Origin of the sequence: Enterobacter cloacae complex sp. IR5418 (assembly GCF_049238105.1) — a bacterium.
GTDB classification, from domain to species: domain Bacteria; phylum Pseudomonadota; class Gammaproteobacteria; order Enterobacterales; family Enterobacteriaceae; genus Enterobacter; species Enterobacter hormaechei.
The window spans coordinates 1-13,369 of the sequence record NZ_JBMKHS010000027.1 but is presented as its reverse complement, the minus strand read 5'-3'; the positions used below and the strand labels follow the sequence as shown (position 1 = coordinate 13,369).

General features: G+C 52.1%; 14 protein-coding genes. 9 read left to right on the top strand and 5 right to left on the bottom strand.

Annotation, left to right across the window (positions count from 1 at the left end):
• Positions 1-109 precede the first annotated feature (109 nt).
• Positions 110-862, top strand: a complete 753-nt coding sequence (gene fnr / locus ACOTX7_RS18120; RefSeq protein ID WP_000611906.1) for a fumarate/nitrate reduction transcriptional regulator Fnr — start codon at positions 110-112, stop codon at positions 860-862.
• 136 nt (positions 863-998) lie between these two features.
• Positions 999-1,949, top strand: a complete 951-nt coding sequence (gene uspE / locus ACOTX7_RS18115; protein WP_006808916.1) for a universal stress protein UspE — start codon at positions 999-1,001, stop codon at positions 1,947-1,949.
• A 39-nt stretch (positions 1,950-1,988) separates the two neighbouring features.
• Here the strand turns inward: uspE and ACOTX7_RS18110 are convergent, their stop codons facing one another.
• From ACOTX7_RS18110 to pntA, 3 genes are all read right to left on the bottom strand, one after another.
• Positions 1,989-3,101: a mechanosensitive ion channel family protein gene (locus tag ACOTX7_RS18110; protein ID WP_001211781.1), complete on the bottom strand. Its 1,113-nt coding sequence runs from the start codon at positions 3,099-3,101 to the stop codon at positions 1,989-1,991.
• 107 nt (positions 3,102-3,208) lie between these two features.
• Positions 3,209-4,597, bottom strand: a complete 1,389-nt coding sequence (gene pntB / locus ACOTX7_RS18105; protein WP_221255895.1) for a Re/Si-specific NAD(P)(+) transhydrogenase subunit beta — start codon at positions 4,595-4,597, stop codon at positions 3,209-3,211.
• A 10-nt stretch (positions 4,598-4,607) separates the two neighbouring features.
• Positions 4,608-6,137: a Re/Si-specific NAD(P)(+) transhydrogenase subunit alpha gene (gene pntA, locus ACOTX7_RS18100; RefSeq protein WP_032673495.1), complete on the bottom strand. Its 1,530-nt coding sequence runs from the start codon at positions 6,135-6,137 to the stop codon at positions 4,608-4,610.
• A 535-nt stretch (positions 6,138-6,672) separates the two neighbouring features.
• Here pntA and ydgH point away from each other — a divergent pair.
• The 3 genes from ydgH (at position 6,673) to folM (ending at position 9,947) form a co-directional block, all read left to right on the top strand.
• Positions 6,673-7,617, top strand: a complete 945-nt coding sequence (ydgH, locus tag ACOTX7_RS18095) for a DUF1471 family protein YdgH (protein ID WP_000769339.1) — start codon at positions 6,673-6,675, stop codon at positions 7,615-7,617.
• Between the two features lie 185 nt (positions 7,618-7,802).
• Positions 7,803-9,185: an amino acid permease gene (locus ACOTX7_RS18090; RefSeq protein ID WP_205923980.1), complete on the top strand. Its 1,383-nt coding sequence runs from the start codon at positions 7,803-7,805 to the stop codon at positions 9,183-9,185.
• A gap of 39 nt (positions 9,186-9,224) precedes the next feature.
• Positions 9,225-9,947 (top strand): dihydromonapterin reductase, encoded by a 723-nt coding sequence (gene folM, locus ACOTX7_RS18085; protein ID WP_047353967.1) that lies wholly within the window; start codon positions 9,225-9,227, stop codon positions 9,945-9,947.
• On the opposite strand, the gene ACOTX7_RS18080 is transcribed toward folM, so the two are convergent.
• Positions 9,944-10,279, bottom strand: coding sequence for a GlpM family protein (locus ACOTX7_RS18080; protein ID WP_006808919.1), 336 nt, complete (start codon positions 10,277-10,279; stop codon positions 9,944-9,946). The two genes, folM and ACOTX7_RS18080, sit on opposite strands and share 4 nt — an antisense overlap.
• Before the next feature lie 127 nt (positions 10,280-10,406).
• Between ACOTX7_RS18080 and rstA the strand changes: the two genes are divergently transcribed.
• From rstA to ACOTX7_RS18065, 3 genes are all read left to right on the top strand, one after another.
• Positions 10,407-11,123: a two-component system response regulator RstA gene (gene rstA, locus ACOTX7_RS18075; RefSeq protein WP_148386578.1), complete on the top strand. Its 717-nt coding sequence runs from the start codon at positions 10,407-10,409 to the stop codon at positions 11,121-11,123.
• Positions 11,124-11,511: 388 nt separating this feature from the next.
• A complete protein-coding gene (gene iraM / locus ACOTX7_RS18070) occupies positions 11,512-11,931 on the top strand; it encodes an anti-adapter protein IraM (RefSeq protein WP_052954021.1) in 420 nt (139 codons plus the stop codon).
• A gap of 388 nt (positions 11,932-12,319) precedes the next feature.
• Complete coding sequence (locus tag ACOTX7_RS18065) at positions 12,320-12,538, top strand: cold shock domain-containing protein (RefSeq protein ID WP_006808922.1); 219 nt, start codon at positions 12,320-12,322, stop codon at positions 12,536-12,538.
• A gap of 116 nt (positions 12,539-12,654) precedes the next feature.
• On the opposite strand, the gene ACOTX7_RS18060 is transcribed toward ACOTX7_RS18065, so the two are convergent.
• The gene (locus ACOTX7_RS18060; protein ID WP_213078275.1) at positions 12,655-12,819 is read right to left on the bottom strand and encodes a YnfU family zinc-binding protein; all 165 of its coding nucleotides are present in this window, start codon (positions 12,817-12,819) and stop codon (positions 12,655-12,657) included.
• 151 nt (positions 12,820-12,970) lie between these two features.
• On the opposite strand from ACOTX7_RS18060, the gene ACOTX7_RS18055 reads away from it, so the two are divergent.
• Positions 12,971-13,198: a hypothetical protein gene (locus ACOTX7_RS18055; RefSeq protein WP_006808923.1), complete on the top strand. Its 228-nt coding sequence runs from the start codon at positions 12,971-12,973 to the stop codon at positions 13,196-13,198.
• Positions 13,199-13,369 lie beyond the last annotated feature (171 nt).

Here is a 13,369-nt window from a genome sequence, read left to right as displayed (position 1 = left end):
GATGGCAGCACGTTGCCGTCTCTTGTCTTTATTGGGGGTTTGCCAGGCTTACGTCCTTACCAAAAAGATGTTAAAATTGACCAATATCAATTAAGGCTTGAGCAAACCTATGATCCCGGAAAAGCGAATTATACGACGCATTCAGTCTGGCGGTTGTGCTATCCATTGCCAGGATTGCAGCATCAGCCAGCTCTGTATCCCGTTTACCCTGAATGAGCATGAACTCGATCAGCTTGACAATATCATCGAGCGCAAAAAGCCTATTCAGAAAGGGCAGACGCTGTTTAAGGCGGGAGACGAACTGAAATCGCTCTATGCTATCCGTTCTGGCACCATCAAAAGCTACACTATTACCGAACAGGGCGACGAGCAGATCACCGGCTTCCATCTGGCAGGCGATTTAGTCGGCTTTGACGCCATCGGCAGTGGCCATCACCCGAGCTTTGCTCAGGCGCTGGAAACCTCTATGGTCTGCGAAATCCCGTTTGAGACGCTGGACGATCTGTCCGGTAAGATGCCGAACCTGCGTCAGCAGATGATGCGTCTGATGAGCGGTGAGATCAAAGGCGATCAGGATATGATCCTGCTGCTTTCCAAAAAGAATGCCGAAGAGCGTCTGGCCGCGTTTATCTATAACCTCTCTCGCCGTTTCGCGGAACGGGGCTTCTCCCCACGCGAATTCCGCCTGACCATGACGCGTGGCGATATTGGTAACTATCTGGGCCTGACCGTGGAAACCATCAGCCGTCTGCTGGGTCGCTTCCAGAAAAGCGGTATGCTGGCGGTTAAAGGTAAGTACATCACCATCGAAAACGGTGAAGCGCTGGCCATTCTGGCGGGTCACTCGCGCAACGTGGCATAACTCTCCCGGATATCCTATGCCAGGTCGATAAATTTTCATGATTATTGATCTGGCAAAACTTCCCCCCTGTTTCATTCAAGATATATAGGTTACTCTTTTACTTACAGACTGTGGTGACAGTAGTAAGGAGACCTGTATGGCAAAGTATCAAAACATGCTGGTGGCTATCGATCCTAATCAGGACGATCAGCCGGCATTACGACGTGCTGTGTATTTACATCAACGGATTGGTGGCAAAATTAAAGCCTTTTTGCCGATTTATGACTTCTCATACGAGATGACCACCCTTCTGTCGCCTGACGAGCGCACCGCTATGCGTCAGGGAGTGATCAGCCAGCGTACCGCGTGGATCCGCGAGCAGGCGAAATATTACCTGGAAGCGGGCGTACCGATTGATATCAAAGTGGTCTGGCACAACCGACCTTTCGAAGCCATTATTCAGGAAGTGGTGGCCGGTGGGCATGACCTGCTGCTGAAAATGGCGCACCAGCATGACAAACTGGAATCTGTGATTTTCACCCCAACCGACTGGCACCTGCTGCGCAAATGCCCTTGCCCGGTGTGGATGGTGAAAGATCAGCCATGGCCTGAAGGCGGGAAAGCCGTCGTGGCGGTGAATCTGGCCAGCGAAGAGGATTATCACAATTCGCTGAACGAGAAGCTGGTGAAGGAAACCATCCAGCTTGCCGACCAGGTTAACCACACCGAAGTCCATCTGGTGGGAGCGTATCCGGTTACGCCCATCAATATCGCCATCGAATTACCTGAATTTGACCCGAGCGTCTATAACGACGCGATTCGCGGCCAGCATCTGCTGGCGATGAAAGCGCTGCGCCAGAAATTCAGTATCGATGAGAACATGACGCACGTAGAAAAGGGGTTACCTGAAGAGGTTATTCCGGATCTGGCGGAGCATTTGCAGGCCGGGATTGTGGTGCTGGGCACCATTGGCCGGACCGGTATTTCTGCCGCATTCCTGGGGAATACCGCCGAACAGGTGATCGACCATCTGCGCTGCGACCTTCTGGTCATCAAACCGGATCAGTATCAGACGCCGGTTGAACTGGACGATGAGGAAGACGATTGACCCCCAATATGAAAGCCCGCCGGTAACGGCGGGCTTTTTTTATTGCGCTTCGCTCAACCGTTGCGCAGATGCCTCGTCGTCGGCATTCATCCAGGGCGCGTGCAGAACCATGCTTGGCAGCGCCAGCTTGATCTCCTGCTGGTTCAGTCCCTCCAGAATACGGATATTGATCTCCTGCTGAATATCCATGTACTTGTTGTAATCTGCCGTATTCACGATATGGACCACCTCAAAGGTCAGACGATCGCGATCGAAGCCCAGGAAATGGGCGCGGTCAAACTTCGTTTCCCCGACGTCCGTAATGATCTGTTTGACCATCTCCCCCACAGAACGCAGTTTGTCCGGCGCCGTGTCGCTGGCGACCCCGAAGGTAAAGACGATCCGGCGCGTTTGCATCCGCTTATAGTTATGCAGCGTCTGTTGCAGCAGGATGGCGTTCCCGCAGACAATTTGCTCCCCGCTCAGACTGCGGATACGGGTGGTTTTCAGGCCAATGTGCTCTACCGTCCCGGCGACATCGTTAAACACCACAAAATCGCCAATTTCGAATGGCTTATCGAACCCGATAGAGAGCGATGCAAACACGTCGCTCAGGATCGTTTGCACCGCGAGGGCGATGGCAATACCCCCTACCCCAAGGCTGGCAACCAGAGCAGTGATGTTGACGCCCGCGTTAGCAAGAATAGACAGCAGCATCACTGACCAGACAATGGCACGGAGGATAAGCCCCGTGATCACCAGCGTGACCGGGTTTTTATGGCTACCCGGTGCCAGCATGACGTGACGAAGCCACGACACAACCCCCTGATCCATCCACAGCGCCACCTGGATCGCGAAGACCAGGAACCAGGCGTGGCTCACGGTACCAAAGAGATGATCCGGTAAGTCGACGAAGCGCAGGCTGAACAGCAGCGCCACCACAAACAGCAGAAAGCGGCTGGTGCGGTTAAGCATATCCGTCAGGATAAAACGCATCCGGTTGGTGGTAGGGTGCTTGTCGCCCCAGGTAGTGATCCCTTTCTTAACGAAGGCGATCAGGCGCGTCAGCAGCCAGTACACCAGCAGAGTCACAAAGACCACCGTGGCGACGCCGATCCAGAAAGACGGCGTCATCATCAGCTCAATGATGTCGAAGCGGGACAAAAATCGCATTACACCTCCTCGTATTACACAAAGGGTAAAGTATAGACAGAGGAGAAAAGCTGGCCGCAGAAATAAGAAAACCGCCCCTGGGGGCGGTTTGTCAGGATGAAGCGAAATTATAGCGCTTTCAGGATCGCATCCACGCTGGCCTTGGCGTCGCCAAACAGCATGTGGGTGTTCTCTTTGAAGAACAGCGGGTTCTGTACGCCAGCATAACCGGTGTTCATCGAGCGTTTAAAGACAATGACGTTCTGTGCCTTCCACACTTCCAGAACAGGCATTCCCGCAATTGGGCTACGCGGATCGTCCTGCGCCGCCGGGTTAACGGTGTCGTTGGCGCCAATCACCAGCACGGTGTCGGTGTCGGCGAAATCATCGTTGATCTCGTCCATTTCCAGCACGATGTCGTAAGGCACCTTCGCTTCCGCCAGCAGCACGTTCATGTGGCCTGGCAGACGCCCCGCCACCGGGTGAATACCAAAGCGAACCTTGATACCGCGCGCGCGCAGTTTCTCGGTGATTTCCGCCACCGGATACTGCGCCTGCGCCACCGCCATGCCGTAGCCTGGGGTGATGATGACGGAATGCGCGTTTTTCAGCATCTCTGCGGTGTCTTCCGCGCTGATTTCACGGTGCTCGCCCACTTCATCGTCAGAGCCGGTTGATGAACCGTCCGAACCGAAGCCACCCGCGATGACGCTGATAAAAGAACGGTTCATCGCCTTACACATGATGTAAGACAGGATGGCACCGGAAGAACCAACCAGCGCACCGGTGACAATCAGCAGGTCGTTGCTGAGCATAAAGCCTGCCGCCGCCGCCGCCCAACCGGAGTAGGAGTTGAGCATGGAGACAACCACCGGCATATCTGCCCCGCCGATAGACGCCACCAGATGCCAGCCGAACGCCAGCGCGATGAGGGTCATCACCAGTAACGCCAGCACCTGCAAGCCTACGCTTTCGGTACGCACGAAGACCACCAGCAGCACAAAGGATACGACCAGCGCCGCCAGGTTCAGCTTGTGGCGGTTAGGCAGCATCAGCGGTTTAGAAGAGATCTTCCCGCGCAGCTTACCGAACGCCACAATCGACCCGGTGAAGGTCACGGCACCGATGAAGATGCCGAGGAACACTTCGGTCAGGTGGATGTTAACCAGAATCGGCTCCAGGCCCGGTTCGTGGTACAGGTAGCTGTTGAAGCCCACCAGCACCGCCGCCAGACCCACGAAGCTGTGCAGAATCGCCACCAGCTCCGGCATCTCGGTCATTTCAACGCGTTTCGCCAGACGAATACCAATCGCGCCGCCGATGATCATCGCCACCAGGATCCACGCCACGTTGCCGGTGTCCGGCCCGAAGATAGTGGCAATCAGCGCAATCGCCATCCCGGCGATACCAAAGTTATTTCCCTGCTGAGACGTTTCGTGTTTGGAAAGCCCCGCCAGACTGAAAATAAACAGGATTGCAGCAACAATGTATGCGGCTGTAACTAATCCTCCAGACATATGCTACCCCTTAGCCTTTACGAAACATTTTCAGCATGCGCTGAGTCACGGTGAAACCACCGAAAATATTGATACTGGCGATCAGCACCGCAATGAAGCTCAGGAAGCTGATCCAGCCGCCGTGACCAATTTGCAGCAATGCCCCAACCACGATAATCCCGGAGATGGCATTGGTGACCGACATCAATGGCGTATGCAGCGCATGGGAGACGTTCCACACCACGTAGTAACCCACCACGCAGGAGAGCGCGAAGACGGTGAAATGGCCGAGGAACTCTTTTGGTGCAACGTCTGCCAGCCAGCCGAACAGGATAATAACCAGCGCCATAATGGCGTACTTGCGCCACGGTGACGCAGGTTTCGCTGGCTCTACGGGTTCTGGCGCCGCTTTCGGGGCGGCCTGAGGCTGAGCGGAAACCTGAATTGGCGGTGCGGGCCAGGTGATTTCACCTTCACGCACCACGGTAACGCCGCGCACCACCACGTCATCAAAATCAACGGTGATGTTGCCGTCTTTCTCTTTGCAGAGCAGCTTCAGCAGGTTAACAAGGTTCGTGCCGTACAGCTGAGAGGACTGGGTTGGCAGACGTCCTGGCAGGTCGGTATAACCGATCACCTTCACGCCGTTCGCGGTCGTCGTGACCTGGTTTGGCACGGTATACTCACAGTTACCGCCGTTTTGCGCCGCCAGATCGACAATAACGCTGCCCGGCTGCATGGAATCCACCATCTCACGGGTGATCAGCTTCGGCGCCGGTTTACCCGGAATAAGTGCGGTGGTGACAATAATGTCCACCTCTTTTGCCTGCGCCGCAAAAAGCGCCATTTCCGCCTTGATAAAGGCTTCAGACATGACCTTCGCGTAACCATCACCGCTGCCCGCTTCTTCCTTGAAGTCCAGCTCAAGGAACTCGGCGCCCATACTCTGCACCTGCTCCTTCACTTCTGGACGGGTGTCAAACGCACGAACAATAGCGCCAAGGCTGTTTGCGGCCCCGATAGCGGCAAGACCTGCCACACCGGCACCAATCACCATCACTTTCGCGGGTGGTACTTTGCCTGCCGCCGTAATTTGACCGGTAAAGAAGCGCCCAAACTCATGCGCAGCTTCGACAATAGCGCGATAGCCAGCAATGTTCGCCATCGAGCTGAGCGCATCCAGAGACTGCGCGCGCGAAATACGCGGTACGGAGTCCATCGCCATCACGGTGACACCGCGTGCCGCCAGCTTCTCCATCAGCTCCGGGTTTTGAGCGGGCCAGACAAAGCTCACAAGCGTCGTGCCCGCGTTCAGCAGTTCAATTTCACTCTCTTCCGGTGCGTTGACCTTCAGAATGATGGGTGATTGCCAGACCTCAGCACCGTCCACAACGTCCGCGCCAGCCTGAATAAAGGCTTCGTCATCGAAACTTGCCAGTTTGCCCGCGCCGCTTTCAATCGCGACGGTAAAACCCAGTTTAAGCAGTTGCTCCACCGTTTTTGGTGTTGCCGCTACGCGGGTTTCATTGGCTAACCGTTCTTTTGGTACCCCAATACGCATAGTTTTCCCTTCCATCGGTTTTTGATGATGGTTTGTCGATAATTGCCCGCGGTTTGTATCAATTTTCACCATCGCGATAACGACGGAGAATGATTAACCCCGGAAAATAAAACAGTAACAAACTTTCTATAACCTACTGAAAATAGCGCCCGTGATCTACCGCCAGAAAACACTATTTCTTACTTTATCTGTGAAAAATAAGCGATCGCGCTCACTGACAGAGATATTTACCTTAAATTCGCCTTCAGGACCGATAAATCGCGCAAGCGAAGCGGTAAAAACATGATATAGCGCCATAAAAGAACAACTCATTAACATTAAATTAACTTGTAAAAGTCATATGCTTAATCAGTTTTGCTTGTCAAACGCCTGTTTTTTCCACATATCACAATATGTTATCGAATCAGGTCCATTGGTGAGCACAGGCTGTGAAAAATGCCGCAGACAGCAACGGGTGTTAAATGCCATAATCGGGACCGTCTCAAATTAACAACAACACCAGTACATGGTTTGCGCAAGGCGAAGGATTATTTTTATGAAGCTTAAGAACACACTCCTGGCGTCCGCACTTCTTTCCGCGACCGCCCTGTCTGCGAATGCCGCGACAGAGTTAACGCCGGAGCAAGCGGCAGCGTTAAAACCTTTTGACCATACGGTCATTGTGGGTCGATATAACTCCATTGGCGATGCCGTCGCCGCCGCATCAAAAGCCGCCGATAAAAACGGCGCTGCCTCGTTTTACGTTGTTGACCAGTCCGATCAAGGCAACAGCGGCAACCAGCGCGTGACGATTGCGCTGTACAAAGAGAACGCCCCAAAAGCGGATGAACAAAAAAACCGCGTGATTAACGGCATTGTTGAACTGCCGAAAGATCAGGCTGTTCAGCTGGAACCGTATGACACCGTGACCGTTCAGGGCTTCTACCGCAGTCAGCCTGAAGTCAACGATGCCATCACCAAAGCCGCAAGAGAGAAAGGCGCTTACGCGTTCTATATCGTGCGTCAGGTTGATGCCAACCAGGGTGGAAACCAGCGCATTACCGCCTTCATCTATAAACAAGATGCGAAAAAACGCGTAGTGCAAAGCCCGGATGCCATTCCTGCGGATTCAGACGCGGGCCGTGCCGCATTAGCAAAAGGCGGTGAGGAAGCGAAGAAAGTTGAAATCCCGGGCGTAGCCACGTCTGCGGCACCAAGCGCTGAAGTGGGCCGTTTCTTTGAAACCCAATCCACGAAAGGCGGTCGTTATACCGTTACGTTACCAGACGGCACGAAAATTGAAGAGCTGAACAAAGCCACTGCCGCGCAGATGGTGCCGTTCGACAGCATCAAGTTTACGGGCAACTATGGCAACATGACGGAAATCTCTTATCAGGTGGCGAAGCGTGCTGCGAAGAAAGGCGCGAAGTATTACCACATTACCCGCCAGTGGCAGGAACGTGGTAACAACCTGACCATCAGTGCCGATCTCTACAAGTAACAAAACGGTTTCATAAAGGCGGCGCAGTGCCGCCTTTTTTGTTACTTTTTTTCTGATTTCTGCCACACGTCATTGCATGCTTCCGTCACACTCCGTAAAATCCCGCGCCTTAGTGTGATCCACCATTTTTATGCGCCTTAGCGAAATAATTATTCTGGGTTTGGACTTTTCATAACAGGAAGCCAATGGAAAAGAAACTTGGCCTGAGTGCTTTAACTGCACTTGTATTGAGCTCAATGCTGGGCGCGGGCGTATTCAGTTTGCCGCAGAATATGGCCGCTGTTGCCAGCCCTGCCGCGTTACTGATTGGCTGGGGCATTACCGGTGTCGGGATTTTGCTGCTGGCGTTCGCCATGCTGCTGCTGACCCGTATCCGACCGGATCTGGACGGCGGAATATTCACTTACGCCCGTGAAGGCTTCGGCGAGCTAATCGGCTTCTGCTCCGCCTGGGGTTACTGGCTGTGCGCGGTGATCGCCAACGTCTCTTATCTGGTTATCGTCTTCTCGGCGCTCAGTTTCTTTACCGATACGCCCGAGCTGCGCCTGTTTGGTGACGGCAATACCTGGCAGTCCATCGTCGGCGCCTCGGTGCTGCTGTGGATTGTTCACTGGCTGATTTTGCGCGGCGTCCAGACCGCGGCCAGCATCAACCTGGTGGCGACGCTGGCCAAGCTGGTGCCGCTTGGCCTGTTCGTCGTGCTGGCCTTCCTCGCCTTCCGTCTCGATGTCTTTACGCTCGATTTCCGCGGCATTGCGCTGGGCGTTCCCGTCTGGGAACAGGTGAAAAATACCATGCTCATCACCCTGTGGGTGTTCATCGGCGTTGAAGGTGCCGTCGTGGTCTCTGCCCGCGCGCGTAACAAGCGCGACGTGGGACGCGCCACGCTGCTGGCTGTACTGGCGGCGCTGGGCGTTTATCTGCTGGTGACGCTGCTGTCGCTCGGCGTGGTGGCCCGCCCTGAACTGGCGGAAATGCGTAACCCGTCCATGGCCGGACTGATGGTGAAAATGTTGGGTCCCTGGGGGGATGTGATTATCGCGGCGGGTCTGATTGTCTCCGTCTGCGGCGCCTATCTGAGCTGGACCATTATGGCGGCGGAAGTCCCGTTCCTGGCCGCCACGCATAAAGCGTTCCCGCGCCTGTTTGCCCGTCAGAACAAAAACAGTGCGCCATCGGCCTCTCTGTGGCTTACCAACATCAGCGTGCAGGTCTGCCTGGTGCTGATCTGGCTCACAGGATCGGACTATAACACGCTGCTGACCATCGCCTCCGAGATGATTCTGGTACCCTATTTCTTAGTGGGCGCATATCTGTTAAAAATTGCGACCCGCCCGGCACACTATGCGGTAGGCATCGGCGCCTGTATTTACGGTCTATGGTTGTTGTATGCTTCCGGACCGATGCATCTGCTGCTGTCCGTGGTGCTCTACGCGCCGGGCCTGCTGGTGTTTATCTACGCTCGCCGTACGCATCAGCTTGATAATGCCCTTAAGCGCCGCGAAATGGCGTTGATAGGTTTGCTGTTAGTCGCTGCCGTACCGGCAACGTGGATGTTAATGGGATAGCGTCGCCTGTCCCATTGTTGAACTGAAAAGGAGATTACGATGGGACACCCGCAGCAACGCCCAATATTGATTACTGGCGCAGGCCGTCGCATCGGCCTCGCCCTCGCCCATCACTTTCTCAATCTGCGCCATCCGGTTATCGTCAGTTACCGCACGGAATATCCCTCCATTGAAGGGCTACGAAATGCCGGAGCAGTCTGCATTCAGGCGGATTTCTCCACGGATGAAGGTATTCTTGCCTTTGCGGAAAAAGTGAAATCGACCACCCACGGGCTGCGGGCGGTGATCCACAACGCCAGTGCCTGGCTTCCTGAAAAAGCAGGACATTCGCTCAGTGAAACGCTCGCCTGTATGATGCAGATCCACGTTAATGCGCCTTATCTGCTCAACCATGCCCTCCAGGATCTGCTGCGCGGGCACGGCCATGCCGCAGGCGACATTATCCATTTCACCGATTACGTGGTTGAGCGAGGAAGCGATAAACACATCGCCTACGCGGCCAGCAAAGCGGCGCTGGATAATATGACCCGCTCGTTCGCGCGCAAGCTGGCCCCCGAGGTGAAGGTCAACGCGATTGCTCCGGCAATGATTTTATTTAATGAGGGCGATGATGCCGAGTATCGTCAGCAGGCGCTCAACAAGTCATTAATGAAAATTGCGCCCGGCGAGAAAGAGGTGATCGACCTGATCGATTATCTGCTGACCAGCTGTTACGTCACGGGCCGAACGTTTGCCGTGGACGGTGGCCGCCCGCTGCGCTAGTGGACGCGGCTCCAGAAGAAGATAAGCACCCAGGCGCTGAGGCACCAGCAGACTACCGCCCCGCCCAGCGCCAGGGGCAGACGCAAAAAACCGGTGAAGTACCACAGCGACAGCAGATAAATAAAATACGGAATGATTGACCACATCCCGAACACAATCGTGGCGCGCAGCGCCTCAATACCCCGCTCAGAGGCCACAATATAGTGCGCAATTAGCGCAAAGGTGGGAAACAGCGGGATCAGCCCGGCAATATAGTAGTTCTTCGTTTTAGCCAGCACCCCAATCAGCAGTACCACCAGCGCACCCAGCGCGGCTTTGATCACCAGCCCCATACTTTTCCCTTAACATTCAAATAACATTCCCGAGCAGGATAACGGAACTCCGGCTAATTTAGAAAGATTAATGGAAGGTTAAGGTTGCGCGGTGTATGTTGACGTTTTTCGCGATGACAGACGTTGTATGAATAAGATTGTTTATGTTGAAGATGAACCCGAGGTAGGGCAATTAATTGCCGCTTATCTGGGTAAACATGATATGGAAGTGGTTGTCGAGCCTCGTGGCGATCGCGCTGAAGACGTCGTCACCCGCGAAAATCCGGATCTGGTGTTGCTGGACATCATGCTGCCCGGGAAAGATGGCATGACGCTCTGCCGGGATTTACGCGCGAAATGGGACGGCCCGATCGTACTGCTGACCTCCCTGGACAGTGATATGAATCATATTCTGTCGCTTGAGATGGGCGCGAATGATTACATCCTCAAAACCACGCCGCCTGCGGTTCTGCTTGCCCGTTTACGCCTTCATCTGCGTCAGCGTGCCAGCGCTGAGCGTGAAGCGCCAGCGCCCTCTTTAACGCCGCATAAAGCGATGCGTTTTGGCACGCTTTCTATCGACCCGGTCAACCGACAGGTTATGCTGTCCGGGGAGCTGATTGCGCTCTCAACCGCAGATTTTGATTTGCTGTGGGAGCTGGCAACCCATGCAGGACAAATTATGGACCGGGATGCATTGCTGAAGAATCTGCGCGGCGTAAGTTACGACGGAATGGATCGTAGCGTTGATGTGGCGATTTCACGTCTGCGTAAAAAATTGCTGGATAGCGCCACAGAACCCTACCGCATTAAAACCGTGCGCAATAAGGGCTATCTGTTTGCACCGCACGCCTGGGAAACCTGAAAAAGGAAATACACAGGATTATTCAAAAATAACTCACGATGCATCGATAGTGTTATCAGTGCTGTCGAAATCTATCGATTATATGCATCGTCAGTTATGAAATCCCCCTGGTTCTCATCCCTCTCTCCCATTCTATTTCAGCGTGCATTTTAGCCTAAACGAAAGTATATCTAATGTATTTCATTGCCAGTGTACAATATATATTCAGGCGCTCGCGCGCCGTCATCGATCAAAAATCCGTCACTTAAATGCACATTGTGCTAAAACTAAACTTTACAGTCGACTTAATAATTTCCTTATCCTTATGAAAACAAAGGGGATAGTGGCAACTATGTAAATAATATCGATCATTTTCAACAGCTTACGTGTTTGCAGAAATCTAATTCTCATGCTAAACCTTATACTCTCTCAATTATTTAATGAAAGAGGTATAGCGATGTCATGGAGAGTCATTAGCTCGGTAATTTGTCCTAACACGGGGATCGTTTATTCAAGCATCTTGGGACTCAAGTTCTTGAAACTCATCATTTGGTATGAAAGCGATGTCTATTTGTACCCCGGTGACAGGATATATCCGACAAAGAATGGCGTCTTCATAAATGGTGTTTTCAAACCTATATCGATATACAACATATCACCTTACAACGAGATGTTGTGGAGTGAAATTAAAAACAAAATGGCCTGCCCATACAATCGAAATCAGGAAGACGAGATATGCACATACGCTGTGCATTGCAATGCGCGGAAATGCCCGCATGGGTTTACCACGAATCCACTGATTGTCAGCACAGATAAATCCAGACATTAACGAAAATCGGGAATATTAAGAGGGTGATAATTAATAATTCTGCTGCACTGCCTTAGCCCGGATAAATCGCCGTGACTACAGCCCTAATGCCAACGCCGGGAGCATTAGGGCTGTAGTCACGTTCGGCAATTCTGGCTTCCTGAACATAATTAATGTTGACATGCATTTTTTAGAAAGCCATCTGGAAGGCCAAAATAAAAATTGCTAATTAACCCTGCTCGTGCATTAATGGTCTCGTTAGTCTGCTCATCTGACATGATTAACACGTTGCATGACAATTCTCATAACCAGGCGCTATCGCTGATATCCCCTCCTTTTGAGTCCATACCTTCACATTATATTTTTATTAGCATTTCTGTCACTTCGAAAATGTTCAAATGGAGTTTTTATGTCATCAAAAATTTTAGGTCTGGTTAAGTGGTATAAGGAAGATAAAGGTTTTGGTTTTATCTCCCCTGTAGATGGAAGCAAAGATGTTTTCGTGCATTTCTCTGCCCTTCAGGGGGAAAATTTCAAAACACTTTTTGAAGGACAGAAAGTGGAATTTATCATCGTAAGCGGCGATAAAGGCCCTGCTGCTGCGAATGTAACGCTTTGCGATAAATGATATTAACAAGGACCCGCGATAACGATGATGGTTTTCCCTGACCAGACAGGGCCTTGTTTATGAGGTCAGACGACCTCAAAAGCATCATCTCTTCCACTTATTGTATGCGTATTTCTTCAGAGACGCTGAGAGGATTTAAACAAAGCGCTACAGTAAGGACAGACAAGTTGCGCCCCCTTTTGTATGCGAGTGAAACTGTGCTCTGACTCTTTAGCGCAGTTTGGACATGAACATTTGACTAAATAATTGCGACGGAATTGCGAGTTTTTACGTCCCGACATAGGCTGCTCCTGAATGAAAAGGATTGCCACCATACACGTTAAGGCAGGATATTGCTTGCTTTTATTTTCCAAAGCGCGCAAAAAATGGAAGGTAGTCTCACTTCTGGAACATTCTTACCTTGCCCAATCACAAAGAGACGCAGAGTGATATATGAAAAAGGTGATCGTTTTTTTTAATGCCAATCCCAGCAAAGTCATTATCGTGCTTAAGGGCATAACGTCCGTACGCCAGACTTATCCGAATGGCGAAGAAATTAATCTTCAGATCATGACTGCAAGCTTTCCGTCGTTGACCGGCGATCATGATTCTCTCTATGTTGCTTCAGACAGAGAACTTACCTCTCAGGACATATCAGATGTTGCCAAACAATATTTATAATATTTTCTGACACGCGTCCGGTTTATAACACAGCATTTATTTCACTCAGAATGATAAAAAATACGCTCCATCATTATTATTGCCTGCTTAATGCAGGCTTTTTTACAAGATTACCGGCTTTGTTGAATAAATCAGATTTCGGGTAAGTCTCCCCCGTAGCGGGTTGTGTTT

Coding starts and splice junctions, on each gene's coding strand:
- rstA (WP_148386578.1), top strand. CDS start 10,407: ATGAATAAGATTGTTTATGTTGAAGATGAACCCGAGGTAGGGCAATTA.
- folM (WP_047353967.1), top strand. CDS start 9,225: ATGGGACACCCGCAGCAACGCCCAATATTGATTACTGGCGCAGGCCGT.
- uspE (WP_006808916.1), top strand. CDS start 999: ATGGCAAAGTATCAAAACATGCTGGTGGCTATCGATCCTAATCAGGAC.
- pntA (WP_032673495.1), bottom strand. CDS start 6,137: ATGCGTATTGGGGTACCAAAAGAACGGTTAGCCAATGAAACCCGCGTA.
- ydgH (WP_000769339.1), top strand. CDS start 6,673: ATGAAGCTTAAGAACACACTCCTGGCGTCCGCACTTCTTTCCGCGACC.
- ACOTX7_RS18090 (WP_205923980.1), top strand. CDS start 7,803: ATGGAAAAGAAACTTGGCCTGAGTGCTTTAACTGCACTTGTATTGAGC.
- ACOTX7_RS18055 (WP_006808923.1), top strand. CDS start 12,971: ATGAAAAAGGTGATCGTTTTTTTTAATGCCAATCCCAGCAAAGTCATT.
- iraM (WP_052954021.1), top strand. CDS start 11,512: ATGCTAAACCTTATACTCTCTCAATTATTTAATGAAAGAGGTATAGCG.
- ACOTX7_RS18060 (WP_213078275.1), bottom strand. CDS start 12,819: ATGTCGGGACGTAAAAACTCGCAATTCCGTCGCAATTATTTAGTCAAA.
- ACOTX7_RS18065 (WP_006808922.1), top strand. CDS start 12,320: ATGTCATCAAAAATTTTAGGTCTGGTTAAGTGGTATAAGGAAGATAAA.
- ACOTX7_RS18110 (WP_001211781.1), bottom strand. CDS start 3,101: ATGCGATTTTTGTCCCGCTTCGACATCATTGAGCTGATGATGACGCCG.
- fnr (WP_000611906.1), top strand. CDS start 110: ATGATCCCGGAAAAGCGAATTATACGACGCATTCAGTCTGGCGGTTGT.
- pntB (WP_221255895.1), bottom strand. CDS start 4,597: ATGTCTGGAGGATTAGTTACAGCCGCATACATTGTTGCTGCAATCCTG.
- ACOTX7_RS18080 (WP_006808919.1), bottom strand. CDS start 10,279: ATGGGGCTGGTGATCAAAGCCGCGCTGGGTGCGCTGGTGGTACTGCTG.